Source organism: Methylobacterium sp. J-043 (assembly GCF_022829505.1).
GTDB classification, from domain to species: domain Bacteria; phylum Pseudomonadota; class Alphaproteobacteria; order Rhizobiales; family Beijerinckiaceae; genus Methylobacterium; species Methylobacterium extorquens_A.
Window position 1 is genome coordinate 55,440 of record NZ_JAKSYB010000058.1, and the last position, 21,809, is coordinate 77,248.

Sequence of the window (21,809 nt, forward strand, 5' to 3'; positions counted from 1 at the left end):
GACACCCTCGCGCCCTTCTCCCTATATCCCGCCCATCGGACGCCGCGTCAGCGACGTTCGTCACAGTGGCGGGGTAGCTCAGCTGGTTAGAGCAGAGGAATCATAATCCTCGTGTCGGGGGTTCGAGTCCCTCTCCCGCTACCAAAGAATTCAACGACTTAGACGCGAAGCCCTGGCCTGGACGCCGGGGCTTTTTCGTTCCGGGGCGGATTTGGGGCGGGACCTCGCGATCCGCCCCCGTTCCGTCCCGCCCCCGTCCGCCCCCGTCGCGACGCCTGTGGATGATCCCACCCGGTATCACCGGCAGCCGGTGATCCCACCCGGGATCAGGATGCCAGCCGCACGGGACGCGCCCGCCGCCGGTCCCGCCCCAGCGCCCTCGCTAGGTCCGCCGGCCGCTCGGCCTTCACCAGCCCGGGCCGCCGCGTCGACCTCACCTCCAGCATGTCCTCCGCCAGGGCCCGCAGGATCGCGTCGCGTTCCTCGCCGGCCACTGCATCCAGGATGTCCGCGTAATCAGGCATTGCCAACCCTCCGTCGCAGGAACAGATAGAGAACAAACGCGGCGGAGCAAGGACTGGGGCGGTGATCCTTCGGCTGGGCGACTTCCCCTACCGGCGGGTCCGGGTGGCCTGCCTGTGGTGCCCGCGCCGGCGGGGGGACTACTGCACCGAGAGGATGATCGCGCGCCTCGGGCCGAACGCCTCGCTCGACGCGGTGCTGCTGGCCGTGACGGTCACGTGCCGGTGGCCGAAGGCGTGGGGGAAGCGCGGCCCGAACCAGTACGTGCCCTGGTGCCGGGCCTACCTCGTGGACCTCGGCACGGACCGGCCGCCCGACCGACAAAGCTAACGGCGGACCGACGGATCTAAAGCTGCGGGGGGCTCCAACGACAAATCTAACGCTCGGGCAACATGGCCGACGTTGATGGTCTAACCCGCTTCCGAAGCTGTCGAATCATCCTGTTGGGGACAGTTTCGTTGATGCCCCCAGGCCAGGCCCCGTTAACCCGGCCCGTGCTACGACACCGATTCCACCGCCAACCCTTTCCGTTTTGGAAACGGTTCGCCGCTCCGGAGAGACCCGTGAAACCGATACGCCGCCGTCCCCTCGCCGAGATCCCTAATCCCGGGGCGTGACCGCGTGCGCGGCAGCCCCCTTTGAGGCTGCCAAAATGACGACCTTTTTCACCGCCGACACCCATTTTTTCCACGCCGGCGTCCTGCGTATGAGCGACAGGCCGTTCGTCGATATCGCCGAGCACAACGAGCTCCTCGTGCAATCGTGGAACGCGGTCGTCGGCCCACGCGACGAGGTCTGGCACCTCGGCGACTTCGGCATGGGTGGCACGCCGGAGCAGTACGCGGCGCTCTTCAAGCGCCTCCGGGGCCGCAAGTACCTCGTTCGCGGGAATCACGACCGCACGAAGACGACCAGCCTCGGATGGCACGAGCAGCACGAGCTCGTCTCGCGCCGGATCGAGGGCCAGCGCGTCATCCTCTGCCACTACCCGATGAGGGCCTGGGTCGGCGCGTGGAGGGGGAGCATCCAGCTTTTCGGGCATACCCATGGCCTGCTCCCGGACACCTCGCAGTCCTGCGACGTCGGGGTCGACCGGTGGAGCTATAGGCCGGTCACCCTCGGGGAGATCCGGGAGCGCCTGGCGGCGACCACGGACCAGCCCGAGGAGAAGGTCCGTGGCGCCGCGCTGGAGGCCGAGGACGACGGCGAGGGCTAGAAGTTCACCTCGACTGTACGGTCGCAGACCTCGACATCCGAATGCTCCATGAAGATGTCGTGGTAGTGCTGAACGGCGGCGAGTTCCGGATGCTCGGAGTAGTCGCCGTTCAAGCTGATGCGCTGGGCCATGCCGGCCGGAGTGAGCCACTGCGTCAGGCGGTCGAAGGCGGCCTTGTCCTTGTCGACAAGGCACTTGCGGACGAACACGTCGTCCTCACTGTCTCCGTACGCCAGGCGCCACGCCGTATGCGTCCACTCGTCCGCGATGTAGGCCATGAACCAATCCTGAGGGATCGAGTCCGACCGTCCCTGGCCCTTCACGTAGAACATGCGCAGGTCGTCCCGGCCTTCCTCCTTCACGAGGTTCACGAGGACGTAGGCCCGGTACAGCGTCAGCAGCATGTAGTCGGCCTGCTTGACGCGGTCGCCGGGCCACTTGGCGTGCATGATCCTGGCGGCGTCGCACGCCCGATCCAGGATGACGCTCTTGGCTTCGTCTTCGGTCGTCGGCTCGTCGAATCCACAGATGATTGTCATGGGATGTGCTCCTCCCGCAGAGGCCGGCGGCCTCGATGCGCGAAGGAATCCCCAAGTCCCGGGCGGAGTCTATCGACACCTGGGAGCTTGGTTAAGACGGTTTGGGTAGGTTAACCCGATGCCAGACCTTCGCAGGGTCGCGGATCGCCTGCAACCCCTGGGGCGAATAGTGGTTAACAGGTGGTTACCAAGCGCAGATCCGGTGATTCCCGTTTTGGGAATGGGGCGCTCAGTCCGGCCCGTGCGCGGCGTGCCAGGACAGCAGCAGCAGGGCGCGCTCCCACACCCGGCGGTGGGCGCCGTCGTCGTCGGGGATGGCGCCCACCGCCTCGGCCTGGGCCCGCCCGTCGCGGGCGAGGAGCCCGTCCACGAGCCTGTCGACCGCGTCCGTCTCGGCTCTCCACGTCAACAGGTCGATCCTACCCACGCCCGATCACCTTCGGCTTGGGCCGGTCGAGGACGCCCGTCACGGCGTCGACGAGCTTCAGTGCCGCGTTGATGCCGGCCTCGCCCGACGCTTGCACGATGACCATGCGGAACGCCGTCCTTCCGGTATCGGCGTCCCGGGCGCCTTCCGTCACCGAGACGCTGAGCCGTGGTTCACGCTTCGCCATGATCGGCCTCCTTCGGCTGGGGCTTGGCGACCGCGCCCTCGACGTCGATCCCGCACGCCGCCGCCAGGAAGCACAGCGTCAGGAAGGCCAGGACGAACGCGGAGCCCCACACCGCGGTGACGAACACCGCCCGCAGCAGGGCGTCCCCGCGCCCGTCGAGGATGAAGCCGCAGGTCACGATTCCCGCGGCGGAGACGGCGACCCTGCCCGGGCCGCCGGCGATGAGGGTGAGGAAGGACCGCATCAGGATGCCCCCCTCACCAGATTGGCGTCCGCCTTGGCGAAGCGACCCATGTCCTTCAGGAGGAACTGCATCAGCTCCTTCCGGACCTCGGGTGTGCCCTGCAGGTAGAAGGTGTCCTCGCCGAGTGAGATGGAGATCTCGGGCTCTCGCTCCGCCTTCACCGCCGCCTCACCCTTCTCGATCAGGTCGAGGATGCGCTCCACGGACGAGGCGTCCCCGGAGATGGTCGTGAACGGATCGTCCTCGCCGAAGCTGTGGTGTTCCGTCCGGCGGAGGCTCTCGTCCGGAAGGCGGGACACGATGCCTGTCAGCGTGCGGACCTCCTCGACGATCTGGTCGATCTCGAACGAGTAGCTGGGCCCGTGCAGGATGGTGACGATGTTTCGGAGGCCGTTTTCCCACCGCGCCTGGTAGCGTTTGAGATCGGCGTCGGCGGCCTCCTTGGGCTGCTCAGGCGTACGGCATTCGCGCACCAGGGCCTCGTAGGGCCCCACGATCAGCGTTGACGGCGCCGGCTCGTCGGGTGCCAGGAAGCGACGTTGGGTCATGCTGAAGGCGACCCAACGCTCGCGGTCTACCTTGCTGCCATACCCGTTCAACGCATGAAGCTTCGCCGCTTTGGTCACGGTAGCGACGTCGGCTCCGTCCTCAACGAGGATGGTGCTCGACGTGAACTCCGGCCAGCCGATCCGGACGGCGAACACCTGCTGAAGAGGCCCCACGTCATCGACCAGGTCGAGGGGCACGTACCGGATCTCGAACCCGGCCTTGGCGAGGGACTGGGTGATCTCGTGGGCTAGCTCCTCGGCTCGGTGGGGGGCGCAGCCTTGCACTGCCGCCTTGATGTCTCGGACAATCACCATCTCGGCGTCCAGGACGGCGTGATCCCGGTCGGTGAGACCGTGCGGCCGCTCCGATGCGACGAGGATCTCCATGCCACGTGGGACGGGAGCTTCTGCCGCGGCCTTGATGGCTCGCTCACCCTCCTCATCGAGGACGATGTCGAGCCCCTGCACGGGGGCCTCACGCCATGCCAGGAGATCCTTCTCCGAGACGGCGGTCCAGTTGCCGGTGCGGACAGCCTCCCGAACGGCCTCGGCGTTGCCGGTCGGCTTCGGCACGATGATGAGGTCGGCCTTGGCCAGAGCGGCCAGGATGCGGTCGGTCCGCTCTATCGCAGACGATAAGCCACCATGGTCGGCGCGCACCGCCGCGTGGATGACGGCCCTCGTGCCGGTGACGTGGAACTTGGTCTGGATGTCCATGGTCTCGCGCCGCATGGGGACGCTCCTTCATGTGTGGGGTTGCTGGGGGAATCGAGGAGCGCCCCTGCCGCCGGGCGCGCGACGGGGCAGCCTCAGGCGGCTGCGGGCTGCCGGTAGTAGGAGGCGACTTGCTCGGCGATCTTCGGACCGTCGAGGACCTCCCGGACGGCGAGGCAAGCGACCGTGAGGGCCGTGGGGTCCTCGATCCCGATCTGCTCGGCGAGGACCTTCACGTCAGCCTCGTCGGTGGGGAAATCGAAGATGCAGTCGAGCTTCTTGAGGGCCTCGACCGCCTCGGTCTGGCTGGCATCGACGACGAACAGCCCCTCGCGCGCCAAGCGCTTCATGATGCGCTCGGCGACCTCGTGGGCGGCGACGTTGCCAGATGCGACGATCTCGCCGGCGATGATCCTGCGTGTGTTCTCAATGCTCATGGTGGTCTCCCAAGGAGTTGCGCTGATCTCGGTGGCCACTGTCGCCTGGCTCGTCGGCGGGGCGGATCAGGCGGCGATGGTGAGCCCGAGGGCCGGGACCGCCTTGGCGTGCCAGCCGGTGTCGTCGGCGTAGACCTCGGCCGCCCGCCACCGCGGGGGCTCCGTCCGGAGGATCAGGAGGTCGCCCTCGACCGGGACGGTGCCTTGGGCGAACACGGTGACCCTGCGGCCCGGCTCGACCTCGACGAGGCAATCGACGGTGAAGGCGGACCCTACGCGATGGATCACGGCTGGCTCCTTCTGGGTGGGACGCGGGGGAGAGTGGACGGCTGCGGCGGCTCGCCGTGGCTCTCGGCGAGCCCGTTCGCGAGGCGCTCGATGCTGATGCGCGACGTCTCCATGAGGAGGCGGTCGACCGAGTCCGAGACATCCATCAGCGCGCACTTCAGGGCCGGGTCAGTGAGCTCGTCGATCCGGCGGTGGACAGCCGCGCGGACCGTGATGAGCCGGGCCTTCGTCGCCGCCTTGTCGAGGCGCTGCAGGCCGGTGACGAACTCGCTACGGACGGACGTCATGCTGCACTCCTCTGGCGCCGGACCTCGGCGGCGCGCCGGGCGGCGGTGACCCGGTCCACGCGGGGGATCGGCAGGCCGCGCTGGCGGAGCACGCGGCGCACGCTGTCCTGCGACAGCCCGGTCTCGACGGCCGCGGCCGGCACGCTAGCGAGGCGCTCGACGGCAGCGACAACGGCGTCAGCGAGGCCGGGGGTCTTGAGCGGCCTGCTCCCCCGCGCAGGGCGGGGGAGCCCGAGCGTCTGGCGACCCTCGGCCGCCAACTCCAGAAGGACGTTCACGGAGCACCAGTGCCAGCGCTCGCGAGCCGCAATCATCCCGTCCTCGCGGGACAACAGCAGCGCGACGGTCTCGGGTTTGGGGCGAATCCAAACGTCCGTGGCGAGGCTCTTGCCGCGGCTCACGACACCACCTCGTCGACCGGGACGTAGGTGATCTCGCGTCGCAGACCGAGGCGGCGGAGAAGCCTGTCCCCGGGGACCCGGTGCCCCCTCAGGACGTCGCTCACGTACTGAGGCGAGACCCCGTTCGCGGACGCCCATTTCGCCTGGGTACCGGCAGCCCGGCACTCGGCCAGGAGCATGCGGACGATTGCTTCGTCTCCGAGGACTACTGGTCGTTCGAGGCTATCGTCAGCCACCATCGGGCCCTCCTGTCGACGTGACAAGAGAGAATGTACCCGCGATCCGCTGATCCGCTAGATGTGTAACGGATGATCAGGGACTATTTTGGCATTTCGATTTATTCCACAATCCATAATAAATCATCGGCCCTTGTCGGCCTTGGAATTCATGGCAATCTACTCTGATCTGCGGATCATCGGAGGTCGCCATGCTCACCCTCATCTTGCTCCTTGTCGCCGTCGGGGCCGTCTGCGCCTCGGCCTACGGGGCGGCCCAGCGCCCGCTCCCGCCCCTGACCGAGGCCCTGCCCGTCGGTGCCCTCGGCCTGGCATGGCGCCGCGTCGGGGAGCGCCAGACCAAGGGCGGCCTCAAGACCCTGTGGCTCGCCGATGCCGGTGACGAGAGCTCCTACAGCCGGCTCTACCGGGCGGATCGCGACGGGATGCGCGAGCTGGGCTTCTCCTGGGGTGGCGACCGCCAGGGCGAGTACGACAAGCCGGTCTGCTGGGAGCCGCAGCCCGCGCCGTCGAACGACCGATTCGAGGCGGCCTTCGCCCGGGCCGACGGGATCGCGCGCGAGGAAGAAGGACGCCGCGCAGCCGAGGAGGCCGAACGCCGGGCCCGGGTGGCCGAGAACATGGCTCGCCTGTGGGCGCAGGAGGGTGAGGAGCGCCTCGCCGCCGTCTCCCTCCTGCGCGACCGGATGAAGGCGCTGCCGTGGGCGTGGACGCGGTCGCAGCGGGACAAGGCGACCGCGATCTTCGCCGAGGGCGATCAGCCGTCAGCGTCGGCCGCCAAGATGGCCCGGCGCCTGGTCGAGACCTGCGACGAGATGGTCGCCCGGGTCACGGATCGGGCGCAGACGGAGAGGAAGGAGAAGTGGTGGGCGCTGGCCGCTGACCCGGCGATCCAACTCCTCGTCCACTCGGCCACGAAGCACCTGTCCGCCATGGACGACGACTGGGCGACGGTTTCTAACGATGCGGGCTGGTCGAAGGCTCACACCGCGTTGGGGCACGTCCTCTCCGGCCTGCCGCGGCTCGGTCAGTGCGAGGCGTCCCAGGCCCTGTGGGCCGTCCACGTCCACCGGCGGCAGATCCCCGACAACATGCGCCGCGAGCTCTTCGGGGAGGCCGCGTGATGGCCCGGCGACCGCATCCGAATCAACTCGACCTGTTCGCCAGCGTCACAGAGCCAACCCCGGAGCCGGCGGAGACCGTCGTCCGGCAACCGGATCGCCGCGACGACGAGATCACGCCGTTCGTCGACGCCTCGATCATGGGGGTCGTTCCGGGTCGTACCCCGATGGACGCCGCCCTGATCGAGGCCGGCCTCGCGAACCTCTACTCCCTCTCGATGGGGTACGCGCTGCGAGACATGACGGTGCCCTTCGCACCACGGAGCATCGCCTTCCCGGTGACGCTCCGGCGCGACCGGGGCGGTCGCCCATACCTTTTCCTATCGACGCCGGCCTGCGCCGACCTGCCGTACGTGCGCAGGGTCGAGGAGGTCACGGGGCTGAAGGCCGTGTGGGCGCCTTCAAACTGCGACGGGGGCATGTGGCACCACGCCATCGATCTCGCGACCGATGCCGGCTGGGAACGCCTAGCCGGGAGCATGGAGCACACGAAGATCAGCCACGTGCTCCACGCCGTCGGCCTCAATGTGTTCTGGGGGGAACTGTCGGTCGGCAACGCACGCGCCCTTCTCGAAAGGATCGGCGAGCCGGAGCCCGCCGACGCACGCCCGGCAATCCTCGGCTCGTGGGCGAAGCCGTTCGGCGCGTCGGTAACCAACAACTACCTGCACGGCTGGGGCTCCGTCCGCGCCATCGAGCTCGGCTGGGCAACCCCCAAGCGCATGAAGGGCAAGCGCGAGATCGAGGCGGCCTTCACCGAGGCCGGGCTCGCCGCAATCGCCGAGGCACGGGCATCGAAGATCGCCGCCTGAAGAAAAATCCGCATTTTTGCGGATTTCCCCGCTGTGCCTTTCGAGCCGGCGCGGCACGATTCCCTCACCACCAACCAAGGAGACAACCCGTGGCCCGTCAGCTTCTCGCCTACATCCTCGCCGCCATCGCCGCCGTCGCCGAGATGGCCGTCACCGCAACCCGCCTCGTCTGGAAGGCGGGCCGCTGGGTCGTCGAATCGATCACCCCCGCTCCCCGCCGCGCCGCCCCCGCCGGTGGTGGTTCCGCCGACATGGCCGCCGCGCTGGCCGAGGCCGCGACCGCCCCGGTCGGATCGCCTGCCGCCCTGACCGCCGCGCCGGCCCCCAAGAAGGCAATCACCCCCGACGAGGCCGCCAGGGAGTGGGGCTCCCTCGCCCAGCGTTTCGCCCTGTCCCAGGGGACGCTCACGGACGAGGAGCCCGATCTCCGCGCCCTCGACGAGGCGGCGCAGGCTTGGCTCCGGGGCCTCCCCTGGATGGACCTGATGAACGTCGCCAACGGGGACGCCTTGATGATCGGGCGCCACATGCTCGGCATGAAGCCGCTGGCGTCCCTGCCGCCGTGCCCGACGCTTGAGGAGTGGGAGCAGGGCAAGCGCGAGATGGCCCAGATGACCGCGGAGAAGCGCGAGCGCATGGCCGAGGGCCGCAAGGCCATCAGCGACGCGATCCAGGACCTGATCGACAGCCCCTCGTACGTGCCCTGCCAGGGCGTCTGATCACCCCGCATCCCTGACGCAACGAAGCCCGCCTCGGTCACCCCGGGGCGGGCTTTTTCAGGTCTGGATGCCATCGAAGAAAAATGCGTCCCCGTGCATTTTAGGGGTTGCGACTTTCCCTGTGCGCACGTGTGCACACGTCGTCAGCACGCGAAAGCATTCCGTCAGCACGTGGAGCCCCGTACGTACGCGGCCCCGGTGCCGCGTACGTCACGCGCGGCGGGCGTTCGTACGGCGGGCGGCGACCGCGACGGCCCGGACCGCATCAGCCCGGCGGCTGGTGGCGAGCTCGCCCTTCAGGCGGGCGTTCTCGGCCCGGAGCGCAGCGAGCTCCCGGCGCTGCTCCAGGAGGACCCGGGCGACGGTCGCCAGGTTCTCCGAGGTCACCGCCTCCTCCTCGGCAGCCCGGGCCTCGGCGACCAACCGGTCACCCCGGGCGAGGCCGGCAGCATGGGCGGCAGCGAGGCCGGCCGCGAGACCGTAGGCGCCGTTCTCGAAGCTGGAAACGAAACGGTCTGCGTTCATAGGGGCCTCCCCTGGTGCGTGAGACCAGGAGATCGCTACTCGGATTCACTTGTCGAGAGTCGGTCGCTTGTAGTGGTTACTGATCTCCTGGCCGCCTGTGGAGAACCCGTTACGTGCGGGCCAACTTTGGATCGGCCTGCAGGGCTGGGTTCGTACGGTAACAGAGCGCCCCGTTACACCTATGCTGTGTAACGAGTGCTCCGACTTGCGTAACGGATTGTCGAAGGTCTCCATTACCAGTGCCAGATGATGTGAGCGAAGTCGCTCAAGTGCCAGACGGTATCCGTCGGGTGCACGACCACGTTCCAGAGTGTCGTCGAGTCCGCGCAGGCGAGCCAGACGAAGCACTTCGAGGACGACTGCATGAAGCTGGAGGCCAGGCTCCGAGCCAATGACGAGATGCGCGACGACGCCCTGGCGGAATGCGATTACCTACGAGAGGAGAATGTCCGTCTGGCGCGGGAGGCCGCCGAGGTGCTGAAGCTGCGGGCCGAGAACGAGCAGATGCGGCGGCGCCTGGACAGGATACGCGCGGAGGAGTTCTGGGACCGGGTCATGGCCGAGGTGGCGGAGATGATGCCGGTCGGCGGGACGCGGCCGCTGGACGAGATCTTGGCGGGCCTGAAGGACTCGATCCACCGCGGGGCTCGGCTGCACAAGGAGCCGCTCGACGAGGACACGCTGAAGAAGAAGATGATCGGCCGGTGGGAGCACGGGAAGTATTTCGAGAAGGCTCCGGACGGCACCCTCGTGCGCAAGGCCGGATAAGCGGGGTTCCCGATCCGGGGGGCAAGCGGAACAACGGCATTCTTACCGGGACAACCAGTCGTGTGATGGCGTCGGAGAGCGCCGGACACCACTGTCGTTCTACTCGGCATCAGTCTCTCCCCATGAAAACCGCGCTACCGTCCCTTGAAACGAGTCGAATGTGCTGATGTAGAGTTGCGGCCGTCGCGGTAGGATACCATCTAGGCAGTAAGGTCCTGGGTGGAGCATTGCGATGGCCAGCAACGGAGTGGCGGCAGCTGCGCTTGTCGTTGTCCCCGACCACGAGACAGCGGTCGATCTCCTCTATTTCGAGGCCATCGCGCAAACGGTCGTCAACCTGATCGATGCGACACCCAACAAGCCACTCACCGTCGGCATTCACGGTGATTGGGGGGCCGGCAAGTCGAGCGTGCTGCGAATGGCCGAGGCTCGGCTCAAGAAGCGGGAGGGCGTTCTGTGCCTCCACTTCGACGGGTGGCGTTTCCAGGGGTTCGACGATGCCAAGACGGCATTACTGGAAACCATCGTCGAGGAGTTGCGCGACTCCGAGACCTTCGGTGCCAAGACGAAGAAGGCGGCCAAGGGCCTGCTCAAGCGCGTCCGCTGGATGAAGCTGGCCAAGCGAGGCGGCCAGTTGGCCTGGAACTATGCGAGCGGCCTGCCGAGCCCGGATCAGGTCACCGAGATCCTAGGTAAGCTTTCCGGCATTCTCAACGCGCCGGGGGAAGCCGTCGACGGCGAAGCGCTCAAGAAGGTCGTGGAGGAGGCGAAGGAATACCTCGCCGAACCCGAGGCGGCCGAGTCCGCGGTCACGCACATACGTGCGTTCCAGAAGGAGTTCGAAACGCTCCTGAAGGAGGCGGGCATCAAGAAGCTCGTCGTCCTGATCGACGACCTCGACCGTTGCCTGCCCAAGACCGCAATCGAGACCCTGGAGGCGATCCGCCTCTTCCTTTTCACTCCGCAGACGGCCTTCATCATCGCGACGGACGAGGCGATGATCGAGTATGCTGTCCGGCAGCACTTCCCCGACCTGCCGGCTGCGGCGGGGCCGACCTCCTATGCGCGGAACTACCTGGAGAAGTTGATCCAGGTGCCGTTCCGCATCCCTGCGCTCGGGATGGAGGAGGCCAAGGTCTACGTCACCCTGCTCCTCGCGCAGGCGATCCTGGGAGAGGAGGCCCGGGGTTTCGTGACGCTGGTCGAGAAGGCCCGGGCCGTCATCAAGACGCCCTGGATTTCGAATGCCCTCACGTTGGAGGACATCATCGCTGCCGGGCCCGACAAGCGAACGGAGCTGACGGCCGCCTACCGGCTTGCGCAGCAGCTAGGGCCGACGGTCGCGGAAGGGCTTGAGGGCAACCCCCGACAGATCAAGCGCTTCCTGAACGCCGTCGCGTTGCGGAAAGCCGTCGCCGACGCGCGCGGTCTCTCAAGCGAGGTCGAGATCTCCGTCCTAGGGCGCGTGATGCTGATCGAGCGCTTCAAACCGGATTTCTTCACGCAGGTCGCCAAGCAGGCGATGACGGTCGCGGGTGGCATCGTCGTGGAGTTGAAGCTGCTTGAAAGCGACGAGGCGACACCTCCGAGACCGGGTGGACCGTCCGCTGGATCGCCCCAAGCGGACGGCTCCAGGACACTGCCTGAGGCCGTGGCCGATTGGGCGGGGGACGCTTGGCTGCGCAACTGGGCACGGCTGGACCCCGACAAGCTCCTCAGTACCGTCGACCTACGCCCGTACGTGTTCGCGACCCGCGACCGCAAGAGCGCGTTCGGTCGTGCCTCGTCCAACGCCCTGCTCGACCGTATCCTGTCGTCCGTGGGTTCGGGTGCGCTCGGGGCGACGCAAGTGGACGGCGACATCCGAGCACTGGACGAAACCGGTGCCAACCTGCTTTTCAACACGTTGAAGGACCAGATCCTGGCCGTCGATCAGCTCTCGGCCTCGCCTCCGCACTTTGCCGGCCTGTGTGCGCTTGTGCGCCACCACCCCAGGTTCCAGGGTCGGCTCCTGGACTTCCTCGGCGAACTGCCAGCCGACGAGCTCGGCAGTTGGGCCGCTGCCGGTTGGTCCCCGCAGGCCTTCCAGGATGGGCCGAAGACGCGGGCGCGGGACATGTTGCGGTCCTGGTCAACCAGGGGAAGCCGTCAACTCCAGATCACCGCCAAGGCCACGTTGAGAAGTCTGGACGGACCGGAGCGCCGCTGATGGGAACGTCCGCACTGCCACGCGGGCAACGTCCGACGACCCCTCTGGTCCCGGGTTGGCTGGGCGGTCCGGCACCGCCGCCGGTCCCGCCGCCCGGCATGCCTCCGCCCCCCGTCGTCCCCCCCGGACCCGTGCCTCCTGTCCCGGTCCCAGGCCCTCCGACCCCGCCTGGCGCAACTCCCGCACTTCCCTTGGTCCCGGCCCCTCCGCCAGCCCCTCCGCCCGAACCCAACCGCTTCGGCCCGAGCAGGTCCAACTTCACCAGGTTCTCCCGGAGCGGCGGAACCGATGACCGTGCCCTGGGCAGGGCCGTCAGGGGGTACGCCCGCAACGCCGCCGGTGGGGCACGCAACGCGACGCGCCGGATGGGAGCGGCCCGTCAGGCTGCGGCGGGCGTGCTCGGCCTGTTCCGCGACTTCGACACGGTCGGCGTCCGCGAGACCTTCGAGCGCCTTGGGCTCGATGCGCTCCTCGACGGAGGGGTTGCGGAGGCATTCGCGGGGCTCACGGACGTGATCTGCGCCGACGGTGGCCTCGTGGACGAAGCCATCGCTCGTGACGCATGGGCCGAGACCGTCGACCAGCTCGGCGCCCTTGGGATCGAAAGCCTCGACGCGTTCGAGGCCGCCCAGAAGCAAGGCTTTTTCGCCGCCTTCCTCTCCAACAGCATCGTGGGGCGCATTTTCCACGATATCGCGGTTCGCGGTTTCAAGGTCGCCCCGGTCATAGCCGACTTCCGTACCGTCGAGCGCGAGTTGCGGGACTACGTGTCCGCCGCCACGCGCGACGGCATCATCGGCCTAACCCCGCAATCGTTCGGCGACCTCACCGGCCCGAGCCTGGGACGCATCGTGGACGAGATCTACGAGGTGGCGTGGTCCCTGTTGGAAACCTACGGCGATGAAGGCGAATCCTCATGAGATGCCACATCGTCGTTCGTCTCGGACCCTCCGACCGCGCATCCATCGCCGCCCCCGCCGGAGAGCCGCAGCGTACCCTCGACGTCCGTCCCGACGTAGCGGGCCTGAGGTTCGGCATGGGCCAGATCCTCGGCGAGATGGCCACACGCGGGTTGCGTCCGACCGAGGTAGGCGTCGACCTGCTGGTTCTTGCCGTAGCCGTGCAGGCGGCCGACACGCGGATCTCCAGGGTCCGTAACGCGGAGGACTCCTTCACGCGGGAGATCGCGCTTTGGGTCCCGGTCTCGGATCCCACGCTATGGTCCGGCGTGGCGGACCTGATCGAGCGGATGCTGGGCTTCCTGTCGGGGGACATCTGGCGCGTGTTCTTTCGATCCAGGCCCGACGACGGTCCGCTCGCGCCGGCTCCTCTGGGTCTACCGCTTCTCCCGTTCGACCGGGTGGCCTTGTTCTCCGGCGGGGTCGACAGCTTCGTCGGCGCGACAGATCTCCTCGCCAGCGGAAGCAAGACGTTGTTCGTCAGCCACTACTGGGATGCCGGCACGTCGAGCCAGGCGGCATGCGTCCGAATGCTCGATCAGCAGTTCGGAGCCTTCGGCACGCGCCACGTTCGTGCACGGGTCGGCGTCACGGCCGGCGACATGGCCTCCCTTGGCAGCGAGGACACGCAGCGTGCCAGGTCGTTCCTATTCCTCGCCCTCGCCGCCGCCGGAACCAGCGCGATGCCCCGTGGGTCCCGGGTGGTGGACGTTCCCGAGAACGGCCTCATCTCCCTCAACGTCCCGCTCGATCCGCTCCGAGTGGGAGCATGGAGTACACGCACGACACATCCGTTCTACCTGGCTCGCTGGCAGGAGTTGCTGAGGCGGCTGGACCTCGCGGAGAACGTCGAGAACCGTTATCGATTCAGGACGAAGGGACAGATGCTGGACGAGGTGGTCCGACGCAGCTTCGTCGAAGCCGCCATGCCGAGCACGATATCCTGCTCCTCGGTATCGAAGGCCCGGTGGGAGGGAAGGCCGCCCGGTCATTGCGGATATTGCGTACCGTGCCTCATACGGCGCGCCGCCGAGGTCCATGCCTACGGCTACGAACCCACGACGTATCTTGACCTTCCCGTGTTGGGCGGCACGGTCGATCCGCGGGGCGCCAAGGGAGAACACGTCAGGAGTTTCGAGTTCATGGCCCAACGTCTGCGGCGAAAGCCGGAAACCGCGGTCGCGCTCGTGCGAAAACCTGGGCCGCTCACTGACTACGCCCCCGGGGAGATACGCGACTACACCAAGGTCTTCGCGGAGGGTATAGACGAGGTGGGACGAGCTATCGGAAACCTGCAGTCCTTCGCTCCCTGAAGCTCCCGACGGCGGTGGCCTTGCACGATTTCCATTGCCACCTCGACCTGATGGCCGATCCGAAGGCGGAGTACGAAACGCGCGGTGCCTATCGGGTGACCACCGTCGCCGTCACGACGACCCCGCGCGCCTGGCAACAGAACCTTGCATGGTCCAAGGGAAACCCTTGGACGCGACCGGCGCTGGGGCTTCACCCGGAATTGGTCGGGCAGGCACAGGACGAGGTCGGCCTGATGCTGGACCTCATGCCCCAGGCGAGGCTCATCGGGGAGATCGGCCTCGACGGCAGTCCGCACCTGGCGGATGCCTTCGAGGCGCAACGACGCGTGTTCAGGGAGGTCCTGCACCGGGCAGGCTCGCTGGGTGGCCGGGTGCTGAGCATCCACAGCCGTCGCGCCGCCGGACAGGTCCTCGACGAGATCCGTGCCTGCCCGTCGAGGGGAGGCTTCCTGCCCGTCCTGCATTGGTTTTCCGGTACGGCCTCCGAACTCGGTCGGGCCATCGCAGCGGGCTGCTGGTTCTCCGTCAACGGCAGCATGTTGAAGGGGGCACGGGCATCTTCCCTCATGGCTGCAGTTCCCCTCGATGCGCTGCTGATCGAGAGCGATGCCCCTTTCCGGGGTGGCAAGGGCGACCTGAGGGCTACGGTGAACCGCCTTGCGGAGATGCTGGGAAAGGACACGGCGGACTTGGAAGCCATCACCGACGGCAATGCATCCCGCTTGCTTGGAAACTTCGATATCCCAGCCTAGTCGTCTCAGCCTCGGTAGCGCAGCGCCTCGACCACCAGGGCGAAGGCCGGGGCGTGCTGGTGCCGGCTCGGGTAGTACAGGTGGTAGCCGGCGAACGGGGGGCACCATTCGGCCAGGACCCGCTTGAGTCGGCCCTCCTCGACGTAAGGCCGCACCCGGTCCTCCGGCAGGTAGGCGAGGCCCAGCCCGCCGAGGGCGGCCTTCAGGATCAGCCCGGTGTTGTTGAACGCCATCTGGCCCTCGACCCGGACGTTGAGCTCGCGGCCGGCCTTCTCGAACTCCCAGGCGTAGATGTTCCCACGCGTCGGCAGGCGTAGGTTGATGCAGCGGTGGTGCATCAGGTCCTGCGGCTTCCCCATCGAGGAGGTCGCCGGCGCGGTGAAGGAGTTGATCGCCCAGGGCAAGGTCAAGCATTTCGGCTTGTCCGAGCCTGGAGCGCAGACCGTTCGTCGGGCGCACGCGGTCCAGCCCGTGGCCGCCATCCAAAGCGAGTATTCGCTTTGGACCCGCGACCCGGAACCGGAGATTGAACCGCCCCGGGATTTTCGGAGGCTCCAACTCTTGAGAGACTGGAGCCATGACGAAGCATATCCCACCCTTCTCCCCTGAGGTCCGCGAGCGGCCAACCAGGCGCTGGTCGAGCTCCTGCAACGCTTCGCCGAGGCCAAGGAGGCGACGGCGGCGCAGATCGCGTTGGCTTGGTTGCTCTCGCGAAAGCCATTCATCGTGCCCATCCCCGGCACGCGCCGGCTCGACCGGGTCGTGCTCACGCCCCAGGACATGGCCGAGATTGAGGCGTCCGCCTCCGCCATTCCTATCGAGGGAGAACGTTTGCCCGCTGCCGTCCTGCAGTTCTCCTACCGCTGACCCCATCCAAGGGGCGTCGGGATTCACGACTCCTAAGGCAGCGCATAGCGGGACGCGCGTCCCGTTGCCCGCTTCCGGAGTCAACGGCCCGTAAACTATGACCGTCTGGCCCGGGATCGTGCGTCACGATCCGCCGCCGGTCCCCGGGACGGTTACGAGGGTCTCCTGACGAACCCGATGTCGGCGGCGACGGCCTTGAGCCGATCCGGTTCCCGCTCCTTTCGTTCCGAGTAGCGGTCCACGAGGTAGTCGGATCGCTCGCGGGTCAGGAGCGTGAACTTCATCAGCTCCTCGCAGACATCGACGACCCGGTCGTAGAGCGGCCCGGGTTTCATCCGGCCGGTTTCGTCGAACTCCTTGTAGGCCATCGGCACCGAGGACTGGTTCGGGATGGTGACCATCCGCATCCAGCGCCCGAGCACGCGCAGGCCGTTGACGGCGTTGAAGGACTGCGAGCCGCCGGAGACCTGCATCACGGCCAGCGTCCGCCCTTGGGTCGGGCGCACCGACCCCTCGGACAGGGGCAGCCAGTCGATCTGGCTCTTCATCACCCCGGACATGGCCCCGTGTCGCTCCGGGCTGACCCAGACGTGCCCTTCCGACCAGATCGAGAGGTTCCGGAGTTCCTGGACCTTTGGGTGATCGGCGGTGGCGTCGTCGGGCAGAGGGAGGCCGTGCGCGTCGTAGATGCGGACCTCGCCGCCCATCGCCTCAAGCAGGCGCGCCGCCTCGTAGGCGAGGAAGCGGCTGAACGAGCGCTCCCGGAGCGACCCGTAGAGGATCAGGAAGCGCGGGGCGTGGGCGAACGGCGTCGCCACCTGCAGGTCGGCGCTCGCCGGAACGATGAAGTGTCCCTCGCTCAGGTTCGGCAGGCCGTCGGCGAAGGGCTGTCGAGGCTTGTCCAAGGAACGTCTATCCTCTACGTTTCAATGATGGTTGAGATATTGACATCATGATGGACGAACGGCAAGCTGTCGCTGCCTTCGCGGCCCTCGGCCAGGAGCATCGGCTGCGCATCGTGCGCCAGCTCGTCACAGCGGGGCCTGACGGGATGGCGGCCGGCATGCTGGCCGAGGCGGTCGGCGTGTCCGGCACCAACCTGTCGTTCCACCTGAAGGAACTCAGCCATTCCGGCCTGGTCACCTCCCGGCGCGAGGGGCGGTCGATCATCTACAGCGCCGCCTACCCGGACCTGTCCGAGCTCATCCAGTTCCTGATGCGCGATTGCTGCCAGGGCCGCCCCGAGGTCTGCGCCCCGGCCGTAGCCGCCCTATCCGCCTGCTGCGAGGAAACCGCCTGATGGACGTCGTGATTTACCACAACCCGGATTGCGGCACGTCCCGCAACACCCTGGCACTCATCCGCAACGCCGGCATCGAGCCGCACGTGATCGAGTACCTGAAGACGCCGCCGAGCCGGGTGATGGTCCGTCAACTCGCGGAGCGTGCCGGCCTCACCGTGCGCGACCTCCTGCGGGAGAAGGGCACGCCCTACGCCGATCTCGGCCTTGGGGACCCGAGCCTTACGGATGACCGGCTTCTCGATGCCATCGAGGCTCACCCGATCCTGTTGAACCGCCCCCTGGTCGTCACCCCTCAGGGCGTCGCCCTCTGCCGACCGTCCGAGGCGGTCCTCGACCTCCTGCCTGCCCAGCAGGGCGAGTTCGTCAAGGAGGACGGCGAGCGCGTCGTCGACGAGCACGGCCGGCGCATCGCCACCGCCTGATCGCTCCACATAATCAAGAACAAGAAACGGTCCCGATGCTCGCGCTCGCCATCTTCGTCGTCACCCTCGTGTTCGTCATCTGGCAGCCGAAGGGGTTCGGGATCGGATGGAGCGCCCTGATCGGAGCCGCGGTCGCGCTCGCCACCGGGGTCATCCACCCGGGCGACATCCCGGTCGTCTGGCACATCGTCTGGGACGCCACGTTCACCTTCGTCGCGCTGATCATCATCTCGCTGCTGCTCGACGAGGCCGGCTTCTTCCACTGGGCGGCGCTCCACATCGCCCGGTGGGGCGGCGGACGGGGGCGCCTGCTGTTCCCGTTGGTGATCCTGCTCGGCGCCGCCATCGCCGCGGTGTTCGCCAACGACGGCGCGGCCCTGCTGCTCACCCCCATCGTGCTGGCCATCCTGCTGCGCCTCGACTTCAAGCCGGCCGCGGCGCTGGCCTTCATCGTCGCCTGCGGGTTCGTTGCGGACTCCACCAGCTTGCCGCTGGTGATCTCGAACCTCGTCAACATCGTCTCGGCGAACTTCTTCGACATCTCCTTCAGCCGCTACGCGGCCGTGATGGTGCCGGTGAACCTCGTCTCGCTCGCGGCGACCCTGGTGGTGCTGTGGCTGTTCTACCGGCGCGACCTTCCGGCCACGTACCCCGTGGCCGAGCTCGAAGCGCCGCGCCACGCGATCATGGACGCGCTGGTGTTCAAGGCAGCCTTCCCGCTCCTCGGGCTGCTGCTGGTCGCCTACTTCGTGACGGCGCCGTTCGGCGTGCCCGTCTCGGTGGTCACCTGCGCCGGCGCCGTGATCCTGCTGGCGCTGGCGAACCGGAGCCGCGTCATTCCGATCCGCAAGGTGCTAGCGGGGGCCCCCTGGCAGATCGTCCTGTTCAGCCTCGGCATGTACCTCGTCGTCTACGGGCTGAAGAATGCCGGCCTGACCGACTACCTGGCGCAAGGCCTCGTCTGGCTCTCGGGCCATGGGCCGTTCGTCGCCACCATAGGCACGGGGGTCGCAGCCGCGATCCTGTCCTCGGTGATGAACAACATGCCGAGCGTGCTGGTTGGCGCGCTGTCGATCCAGCAGGCCCCGGACCTGTCGCCGCTGATGCGCGAGCTCATGGTCTACGCCAACGTCATCGGCTGCGACCTCGGCCCGAAGTTCACGCCCATCGGGAGTCTGGCGACCCTGCTGTGGCTGCATGTGCTCGACACCAAGGGCCAGCGCATCACCTGGGGCCAGTACATGCGGGTCGGCCTCGTCATCACGCCGCCGGTGCTACTCGTCACCCTGGCGGCCCTGGCGTTGTGGCTACCCATGATCGGGGCCCGGTAGCACGGCGATGACCCCGCCGCACCGCTGGCCCGTGACCTCGGCCCTGGGCGTGATCCAAATCCTGACCTGGGGCTCATCGTTCTACCTCCTGTCGGTTCTGGCCACCCCGATGTCGAGGGATACGGGATGGCCCCTCGGCTGGGTCATCGGGGGCCTATCCCTCGGCCTCCTCGTCGCGGGCCTCGTCTCGCCGCGGGTGGGAGCCTTCATCGGGGAGCATGGCGGCCGGCCGATGCTGGCCTTCGCCGCCATCGCCCTGGCGCTGGGCCTCACGGGCCTTGCCCTGGCCCCGTACGTTACGGCTTACTTGGCGGCTTGGCTCCTCATCGGCCTCGGCATGGGCACCGGACTGTACGATCCCGCCTTCGCCACCCTCGGCCGGCTCTACGGTGCCGAGGCGAGGTCCGCCATCACGACGCTGACCCTGTGGGGCGGCTTCGCCAGCACGGTGTGCTGGCCGCTTTCCGCCTTCCTGCTCGAGCAGGTCGGCTGGCGCGGCACCTGCCTCGCCTATGCGGCGCTCCACCTTACGGTCACACTCCCCCTCGTGCTCGTCGTGATCCCGTCCCCTCCGCCGCCTACGGCTCGACGGCTTAAGGGATCAAACGCAAGCGCTCGGCTGGATGGGCGGGAGCGACGCGCCTTCCTCCTCATGGCCGGGGTGCTGACCCTCGGCGGCACGGTGATGGCCATGGTCTCGGTGCACCTCATCACCCTGCTACAGGCCCGTGGCGTGGCTCTCACCTCGGCCGTGGCCTACGGGGCGCTGATCGGACCCTCCCAGGTCGGCGCCCGCATCATCGAGATGGCCGGCAAGGGACGGCATCACCCCCTCTGGACCCTGACCGCCGCCATGGTCCTGGTGATCCTGGGGATCGCGATGCTGACGGCCGGCCTACCCTTGGTCGGGCTGGCGCTGGTCCTCTACGGGGCCGGGAACGGGATCTACTCGATTGCACGTGGTACGGTGCCCCTGGCCCTGTTCGGTCCCGAACGATACGCCGCGCTCGTCGGTCGCCTCGCCCGTCCGGGGCTGGTGGCGCAGGCGCTTGCACCCTCCGTCGGAGCCGTGGTCCTGACCCACGCGGGCGCGGACGCGACCTACGCCCTGCTCAGCGTGCTCGCCGTGGCGAACGTCGCGCTCGCCCTATCGCTCTGGCGCGTCCGGCCGCGAAGCCAGGGAGCCGGCGGCCGCCTTCGACGGTCGCCGTGATCCAGTCCCGATCCGATCTTGCCTCCGACCCGTCGCGAGCCTACTGACGCTTAAACGATTCCATAACGGTTTAAGTGTCGTGCAAGAGAAACAAGCGCTCGACGGCTTCGCGGCCATCGCGCAGGAGACCCGCCTGCGCATCATCCGCCTGCTGGTCACGGCCGGGGCGAAGGGCATGGCGGCTGGTGCCATCACCGAGGCCATCGCAGGTGCCTCGGCGCCGCGCATCTCGTTCCACCTTAGCCACCTGGAGAACGCCGGCCTCGTCGAGAGCCGCCGCGAAGGTCGCTCGATCATCTACAGTGCGATCTTCCCGGCCCTGTCCGACCTCGTCGCCTTCCTCATGCGCGATTGCTGCGAGGGTCACTGCGAGGTCTGCGACCGCGCCATCGACCTGTTCGCCAAATGCACGGGCCGGCCCCAGCGGGTCGAGCAAGCCCCCAAGATCGCCTGCGAGGAAGCATGACCACCTTGCGCGACATCCTCGAAGGCCGGCAGATCCCGATCTACTTCGCCGCCATCGGCCTGGCCGTCGTCGTTGCGCTGATGGTCCCCGGAACCACGGCCCTGGACGTCGGGATCAACCCGGCCCTGGCGTTGATGCTGTTCGTCACCTTCCTCCAGGTACCCCTGCCCGAGTTGGGGAAAGCCTTTACGCGGGTCCGTTTCCTGGCGGCGCTCCTCGCCACGAACTTCGTCGCGCTGCCGATCCTGGTGGCCTGCCTGATCCAGTTCCTGCCCGCCAATCCGATGCTGCGGCTGGGCGTGCTCATGGTCCTGCTCACGCCGTGCATCGACTACGTCGTCACCTTCGCCCACCTCGGCCGCGCGGACGCCAAGGTGCTGCTGGCCTCCACCCCGGCGCTGCTGATCGCGCAGATGCTGCTGCTGCCGGTCTACCTCAACGTCTTCCTCGGCGAGGACGCCGCCAGGTTCGTCCAGGTCGGTCCGTTCGTGCACGCCTTCGTCTGGCTCATCGCGGTTCCCCTCGGACTTGCTGCGGCCGTGCAGATCTGGGCCGGACACAGCCGCGCCGGCCACCGGATCGCCACCGGGCTCGGACTTCTGCCGGTGCCGTCGACGGCCCTCGTCCTGTTCGTGGTGATCGCGTCCGTCCTGCCCCAACTCGGGCCGGCCCTAGACGACGCCCTGCGGGTGGTCCCCGTCTACGTCGCCTTCGCCGTGGCTGCCCCGCTGCTGGGTTGGGCGGTCGGGCGCGCGTTCCGCCTGGATGCCCCCACCGTCCGCACGCTGGCCTTCAGCGCCGCCACCCGAAACTCTATGGTGGTCCTGCCGCTGGCCTTCGCCGTTCCAGGCGCCGTCCCGCTCCTGCCCGCCGTCATCGTCACACAGACGCTGATCGAGCTCCTGAGCGAACTCGTTTACGTCCGCCTCGTGCCCAGGCTCGGCCCAACGGCGGCGTCGCCGGTCCCGGCCGTCTAAGTCGCC

At 67.8% G+C, this 21,809-nt stretch carries 29 protein-coding genes, 1 tRNA gene and 2 pseudogenes; 18 read left to right on the forward strand and 14 right to left on the reverse strand.

What is annotated here, in order from left to right:
• The first annotated feature begins 67 nt into the window (after positions 1-67).
• A tRNA-Met gene (locus MKK50_RS15395) sits at positions 68-144 on the forward strand.
• Between the two features lie 182 nt (positions 145-326).
• On the opposite strand, the gene MKK50_RS15400 is transcribed toward MKK50_RS15395, so the two are convergent.
• Positions 327-524: a hypothetical protein gene (locus MKK50_RS15400; RefSeq protein ID WP_056097086.1), complete on the reverse strand. Its 198-nt coding sequence runs from the start codon at positions 522-524 to the stop codon at positions 327-329.
• A 61-nt stretch (positions 525-585) separates the two neighbouring features.
• On the opposite strand from MKK50_RS15400, the gene MKK50_RS15405 reads away from it, so the two are divergent.
• Both MKK50_RS15405 and MKK50_RS15410 read left to right on the forward strand, forming a co-directional pair.
• Positions 586-852: a hypothetical protein gene (locus tag MKK50_RS15405; protein WP_056097081.1), complete on the forward strand. Its 267-nt coding sequence runs from the start codon at positions 586-588 to the stop codon at positions 850-852.
• Between the two features lie 322 nt (positions 853-1,174).
• Positions 1,175-1,738, forward strand: coding sequence for a metallophosphoesterase family protein (locus MKK50_RS15410; RefSeq protein WP_056097078.1), 564 nt, complete (start codon positions 1,175-1,177; stop codon positions 1,736-1,738).
• Here the strand turns inward: MKK50_RS15410 and MKK50_RS15415 are convergent.
• From MKK50_RS15415 to MKK50_RS15455, 9 genes are all read right to left on the reverse strand, one after another.
• Positions 1,735-2,277 (reverse strand): hypothetical protein, encoded by a 543-nt coding sequence (locus MKK50_RS15415; RefSeq protein ID WP_056097074.1) that lies wholly within the window; start codon positions 2,275-2,277, stop codon positions 1,735-1,737. The genes MKK50_RS15410 and MKK50_RS15415 overlap by 4 nt on opposite strands.
• Positions 2,278-2,506: 229 nt before the next feature.
• Complete coding sequence (locus tag MKK50_RS15420) at positions 2,507-2,686, reverse strand: hypothetical protein (protein WP_156384043.1); 180 nt, start codon at positions 2,684-2,686, stop codon at positions 2,507-2,509.
• Between the two features lie 10 nt (positions 2,687-2,696).
• Entirely contained in the window at positions 2,697-2,891 is a 195-nt protein-coding gene (locus tag MKK50_RS15425) for a hypothetical protein (protein WP_056500594.1), read from the reverse strand.
• Positions 2,878-3,135 (reverse strand): hypothetical protein, encoded by a 258-nt coding sequence (locus tag MKK50_RS15430; protein ID WP_056246687.1) that lies wholly within the window; start codon positions 3,133-3,135, stop codon positions 2,878-2,880. The genes MKK50_RS15425 and MKK50_RS15430 overlap by 14 nt, the downstream gene beginning before the upstream one ends.
• Positions 3,135-4,415 (reverse strand): hypothetical protein, encoded by a 1,281-nt coding sequence (locus MKK50_RS15435; protein ID WP_056097065.1) that lies wholly within the window; start codon positions 4,413-4,415, stop codon positions 3,135-3,137. The genes MKK50_RS15430 and MKK50_RS15435 overlap by 1 nt, the downstream gene beginning before the upstream one ends.
• A 77-nt stretch (positions 4,416-4,492) precedes the next feature.
• Entirely contained in the window at positions 4,493-4,834 is a 342-nt protein-coding gene (locus tag MKK50_RS15440) for a hypothetical protein (RefSeq protein WP_056097062.1), read from the reverse strand.
• A gap of 66 nt (positions 4,835-4,900) precedes the next feature.
• Entirely contained in the window at positions 4,901-5,122 is a 222-nt protein-coding gene (locus MKK50_RS15445) for a hypothetical protein (RefSeq protein ID WP_056097059.1), read from the reverse strand.
• Positions 5,119-5,409 carry a hypothetical protein gene (locus MKK50_RS15450; protein ID WP_056097056.1) on the reverse strand — a complete coding sequence of 97 codons (291 nt, stop codon included), beginning with the start codon at positions 5,407-5,409 and terminating at the stop codon, positions 5,119-5,121. Before MKK50_RS15450 ends, MKK50_RS15445 begins: the two co-directional genes overlap by 4 nt.
• Entirely contained in the window at positions 5,406-5,810 is a 405-nt protein-coding gene (locus tag MKK50_RS15455) for a hypothetical protein (protein ID WP_056097054.1), read from the reverse strand. The genes MKK50_RS15450 and MKK50_RS15455 overlap by 4 nt, the downstream gene beginning before the upstream one ends.
• A gap of 427 nt (positions 5,811-6,237) precedes the next feature.
• Here MKK50_RS15455 and MKK50_RS15460 point away from each other — a divergent pair, with 427 nt between their 5' ends.
• The 3 genes from MKK50_RS15460 (at position 6,238) to MKK50_RS15470 (ending at position 8,698) form a co-directional block, all read left to right on the forward strand.
• Positions 6,238-7,170: a hypothetical protein gene (locus MKK50_RS15460; protein WP_056097050.1), complete on the forward strand. Its 933-nt coding sequence runs from the start codon at positions 6,238-6,240 to the stop codon at positions 7,168-7,170.
• Positions 7,170-7,979, forward strand: a complete 810-nt coding sequence (locus tag MKK50_RS15465; protein WP_056097047.1) for a hypothetical protein — start codon at positions 7,170-7,172, stop codon at positions 7,977-7,979. The genes MKK50_RS15460 and MKK50_RS15465 overlap by 1 nt, the downstream gene beginning before the upstream one ends.
• Positions 7,980-8,068: 89 nt before the next feature.
• A complete protein-coding gene (locus MKK50_RS15470; RefSeq protein ID WP_056097044.1) occupies positions 8,069-8,698 on the forward strand; it encodes a hypothetical protein in 630 nt (209 codons plus the stop codon).
• 210 nt (positions 8,699-8,908) lie between these two features.
• On the opposite strand, the gene MKK50_RS15475 is transcribed toward MKK50_RS15470, so the two are convergent.
• A complete protein-coding gene (locus MKK50_RS15475) occupies positions 8,909-9,223 on the reverse strand; it encodes a hypothetical protein (RefSeq protein WP_056097041.1) in 315 nt (104 codons plus the stop codon).
• 233 nt (positions 9,224-9,456) lie between these two features.
• Complete coding sequence (locus tag MKK50_RS15480; protein WP_265223593.1) at positions 9,457-9,588, reverse strand: hypothetical protein; 132 nt, start codon at positions 9,586-9,588, stop codon at positions 9,457-9,459.
• On the opposite strand from MKK50_RS15480, the gene MKK50_RS15485 reads away from it, so the two are divergent.
• The 5 genes from MKK50_RS15485 to qatD all read left to right on the forward strand — a co-directional run bounded on the left by MKK50_RS15485 (position 9,587) and on the right by qatD (position 15,224).
• The gene (locus MKK50_RS15485) at positions 9,587-9,991 is read left to right on the forward strand and encodes a hypothetical protein (protein WP_157085675.1); all 405 of its coding nucleotides are present in this window, start codon (positions 9,587-9,589) and stop codon (positions 9,989-9,991) included. The genes MKK50_RS15480 and MKK50_RS15485 overlap by 2 nt on opposite strands.
• 232 nt (positions 9,992-10,223) lie before the next feature.
• A complete protein-coding gene (gene qatA, locus MKK50_RS15490; RefSeq protein ID WP_056097040.1) occupies positions 10,224-12,200 on the forward strand; it encodes a Qat anti-phage system ATPase QatA in 1,977 nt (658 codons plus the stop codon).
• 98 nt (positions 12,201-12,298) lie between these two features.
• Positions 12,299-13,120, forward strand: a complete 822-nt coding sequence (gene qatB, locus MKK50_RS15495) for a Qat anti-phage system associated protein QatB (protein WP_354465852.1) — start codon at positions 12,299-12,301, stop codon at positions 13,118-13,120.
• A gap of 116 nt (positions 13,121-13,236) precedes the next feature.
• Complete coding sequence (gene qatC, locus MKK50_RS15500) at positions 13,237-14,472, forward strand: Qat anti-phage system QueC-like protein QatC (RefSeq protein WP_499023624.1); 1,236 nt, start codon at positions 13,237-13,239, stop codon at positions 14,470-14,472.
• A 14-nt stretch (positions 14,473-14,486) separates the two neighbouring features.
• Positions 14,487-15,224 (forward strand): Qat anti-phage system TatD family nuclease QatD, encoded by a 738-nt coding sequence (gene qatD, locus MKK50_RS15505; RefSeq protein ID WP_056097030.1) that lies wholly within the window; start codon positions 14,487-14,489, stop codon positions 15,222-15,224.
• A 5-nt stretch (positions 15,225-15,229) separates the two neighbouring features.
• Here the strand turns inward: qatD and MKK50_RS15510 are convergent.
• A pseudogene (locus MKK50_RS15510) lies at positions 15,230-15,574 on the reverse strand (LysR substrate-binding domain-containing protein); the annotation flags it as partial.
• On the opposite strand from MKK50_RS15510, the pseudogene MKK50_RS15515 reads away from it, so the two are divergent.
• Positions 15,546-16,091, forward strand: a pseudogene (locus tag MKK50_RS15515) (aldo/keto reductase). The pseudogenes MKK50_RS15510 and MKK50_RS15515 overlap by 29 nt on opposite strands.
• A gap of 152 nt (positions 16,092-16,243) precedes the next feature.
• Here the strand turns inward: MKK50_RS15515 and arsH are convergent.
• Complete coding sequence (gene arsH / locus MKK50_RS15520; protein WP_056097026.1) at positions 16,244-16,996, reverse strand: arsenical resistance protein ArsH; 753 nt, start codon at positions 16,994-16,996, stop codon at positions 16,244-16,246.
• A gap of 47 nt (positions 16,997-17,043) precedes the next feature.
• Between arsH and MKK50_RS15525 the strand changes: the two genes are divergently transcribed.
• The 6 genes from MKK50_RS15525 (at position 17,044) to MKK50_RS15550 (ending at position 21,803) form a co-directional block, all read left to right on the forward strand.
• A complete protein-coding gene (locus tag MKK50_RS15525; protein WP_056097023.1) occupies positions 17,044-17,391 on the forward strand; it encodes an ArsR/SmtB family transcription factor in 348 nt (115 codons plus the stop codon).
• Positions 17,391-17,816 (forward strand): arsenate reductase (glutaredoxin), encoded by a 426-nt coding sequence (gene arsC, locus MKK50_RS15530; protein WP_056097020.1) that lies wholly within the window; start codon positions 17,391-17,393, stop codon positions 17,814-17,816. Before MKK50_RS15525 ends, arsC begins: the two co-directional genes overlap by 1 nt.
• Before the next feature lie 35 nt (positions 17,817-17,851).
• Entirely contained in the window at positions 17,852-19,147 is a 1,296-nt protein-coding gene (locus MKK50_RS15535; protein ID WP_056097017.1) for an arsenic transporter, read from the forward strand.
• A 7-nt stretch (positions 19,148-19,154) separates the two neighbouring features.
• Positions 19,155-20,360: an MFS transporter gene (locus MKK50_RS15540; RefSeq protein WP_056097014.1), complete on the forward strand. Its 1,206-nt coding sequence runs from the start codon at positions 19,155-19,157 to the stop codon at positions 20,358-20,360.
• 79 nt (positions 20,361-20,439) lie between these two features.
• Positions 20,440-20,826, forward strand: coding sequence for an ArsR/SmtB family transcription factor (locus MKK50_RS15545; RefSeq protein ID WP_056097011.1), 387 nt, complete (start codon positions 20,440-20,442; stop codon positions 20,824-20,826).
• Positions 20,823-21,803, forward strand: a complete 981-nt coding sequence (locus MKK50_RS15550) for an arsenic resistance protein (RefSeq protein WP_056097008.1) — start codon at positions 20,823-20,825, stop codon at positions 21,801-21,803. Before MKK50_RS15545 ends, MKK50_RS15550 begins: the two co-directional genes overlap by 4 nt.
• The last annotated feature ends 6 nt before the right edge of the window (positions 21,804-21,809 follow it).

Excerpts from the sequence above, each read along its gene's own strand:
- MKK50_RS15400 (WP_056097086.1), bottom strand. The coding sequence starts at position 524 with ATGCCTGATTACGCGGACATCCTGGATGCAGTGGCCGGCGAGGAACGC.
- MKK50_RS15410 (WP_056097078.1), top strand. The coding sequence starts at position 1,175 with ATGACGACCTTTTTCACCGCCGACACCCATTTTTTCCACGCCGGCGTC.
- MKK50_RS15415 (WP_056097074.1), bottom strand. The coding sequence starts at position 2,277 with ATGACAATCATCTGTGGATTCGACGAGCCGACGACCGAAGACGAAGCC.
- MKK50_RS15425 (WP_056500594.1), bottom strand. The coding sequence starts at position 2,891 with ATGGCGAAGCGTGAACCACGGCTCAGCGTCTCGGTGACGGAAGGCGCC.
- MKK50_RS15430 (WP_056246687.1), bottom strand. The coding sequence starts at position 3,135 with ATGCGGTCCTTCCTCACCCTCATCGCCGGCGGCCCGGGCAGGGTCGCC.
- MKK50_RS15435 (WP_056097065.1), bottom strand. The coding sequence starts at position 4,415 with ATGCGGCGCGAGACCATGGACATCCAGACCAAGTTCCACGTCACCGGC.
- MKK50_RS15440 (WP_056097062.1), bottom strand. The coding sequence starts at position 4,834 with ATGAGCATTGAGAACACACGCAGGATCATCGCCGGCGAGATCGTCGCA.
- MKK50_RS15450 (WP_056097056.1), bottom strand. The coding sequence starts at position 5,409 with ATGACGTCCGTCCGTAGCGAGTTCGTCACCGGCCTGCAGCGCCTCGAC.
- MKK50_RS15460 (WP_056097050.1), top strand. The coding sequence starts at position 6,238 with ATGCTCACCCTCATCTTGCTCCTTGTCGCCGTCGGGGCCGTCTGCGCC.
- MKK50_RS15465 (WP_056097047.1), top strand. The coding sequence starts at position 7,170 with ATGGCCCGGCGACCGCATCCGAATCAACTCGACCTGTTCGCCAGCGTC.
- MKK50_RS15475 (WP_056097041.1), bottom strand. The coding sequence starts at position 9,223 with ATGAACGCAGACCGTTTCGTTTCCAGCTTCGAGAACGGCGCCTACGGT.
- MKK50_RS15485 (WP_157085675.1), top strand. The coding sequence starts at position 9,587 with ATGAAGCTGGAGGCCAGGCTCCGAGCCAATGACGAGATGCGCGACGAC.
- MKK50_RS15480 (WP_265223593.1), bottom strand. The coding sequence starts at position 9,588 with ATGCAGTCGTCCTCGAAGTGCTTCGTCTGGCTCGCCTGCGCGGACTCG.
- qatA (WP_056097040.1), top strand. The coding sequence starts at position 10,224 with ATGGCCAGCAACGGAGTGGCGGCAGCTGCGCTTGTCGTTGTCCCCGAC.
- qatB (WP_354465852.1), top strand. The coding sequence starts at position 12,299 with ATGCCTCCGCCCCCCGTCGTCCCCCCCGGACCCGTGCCTCCTGTCCCG.
- qatC (WP_499023624.1), top strand. The coding sequence starts at position 13,237 with ATGGGCCAGATCCTCGGCGAGATGGCCACACGCGGGTTGCGTCCGACC.
- MKK50_RS15525 (WP_056097023.1), top strand. The coding sequence starts at position 17,044 with ATGATGGACGAACGGCAAGCTGTCGCTGCCTTCGCGGCCCTCGGCCAG.
- arsC (WP_056097020.1), top strand. The coding sequence starts at position 17,391 with ATGGACGTCGTGATTTACCACAACCCGGATTGCGGCACGTCCCGCAAC.
- MKK50_RS15535 (WP_056097017.1), top strand. The coding sequence starts at position 17,852 with ATGCTCGCGCTCGCCATCTTCGTCGTCACCCTCGTGTTCGTCATCTGG.
- MKK50_RS15540 (WP_056097014.1), top strand. The coding sequence starts at position 19,155 with ATGACCCCGCCGCACCGCTGGCCCGTGACCTCGGCCCTGGGCGTGATC.
- MKK50_RS15550 (WP_056097008.1), top strand. The coding sequence starts at position 20,823 with ATGACCACCTTGCGCGACATCCTCGAAGGCCGGCAGATCCCGATCTAC.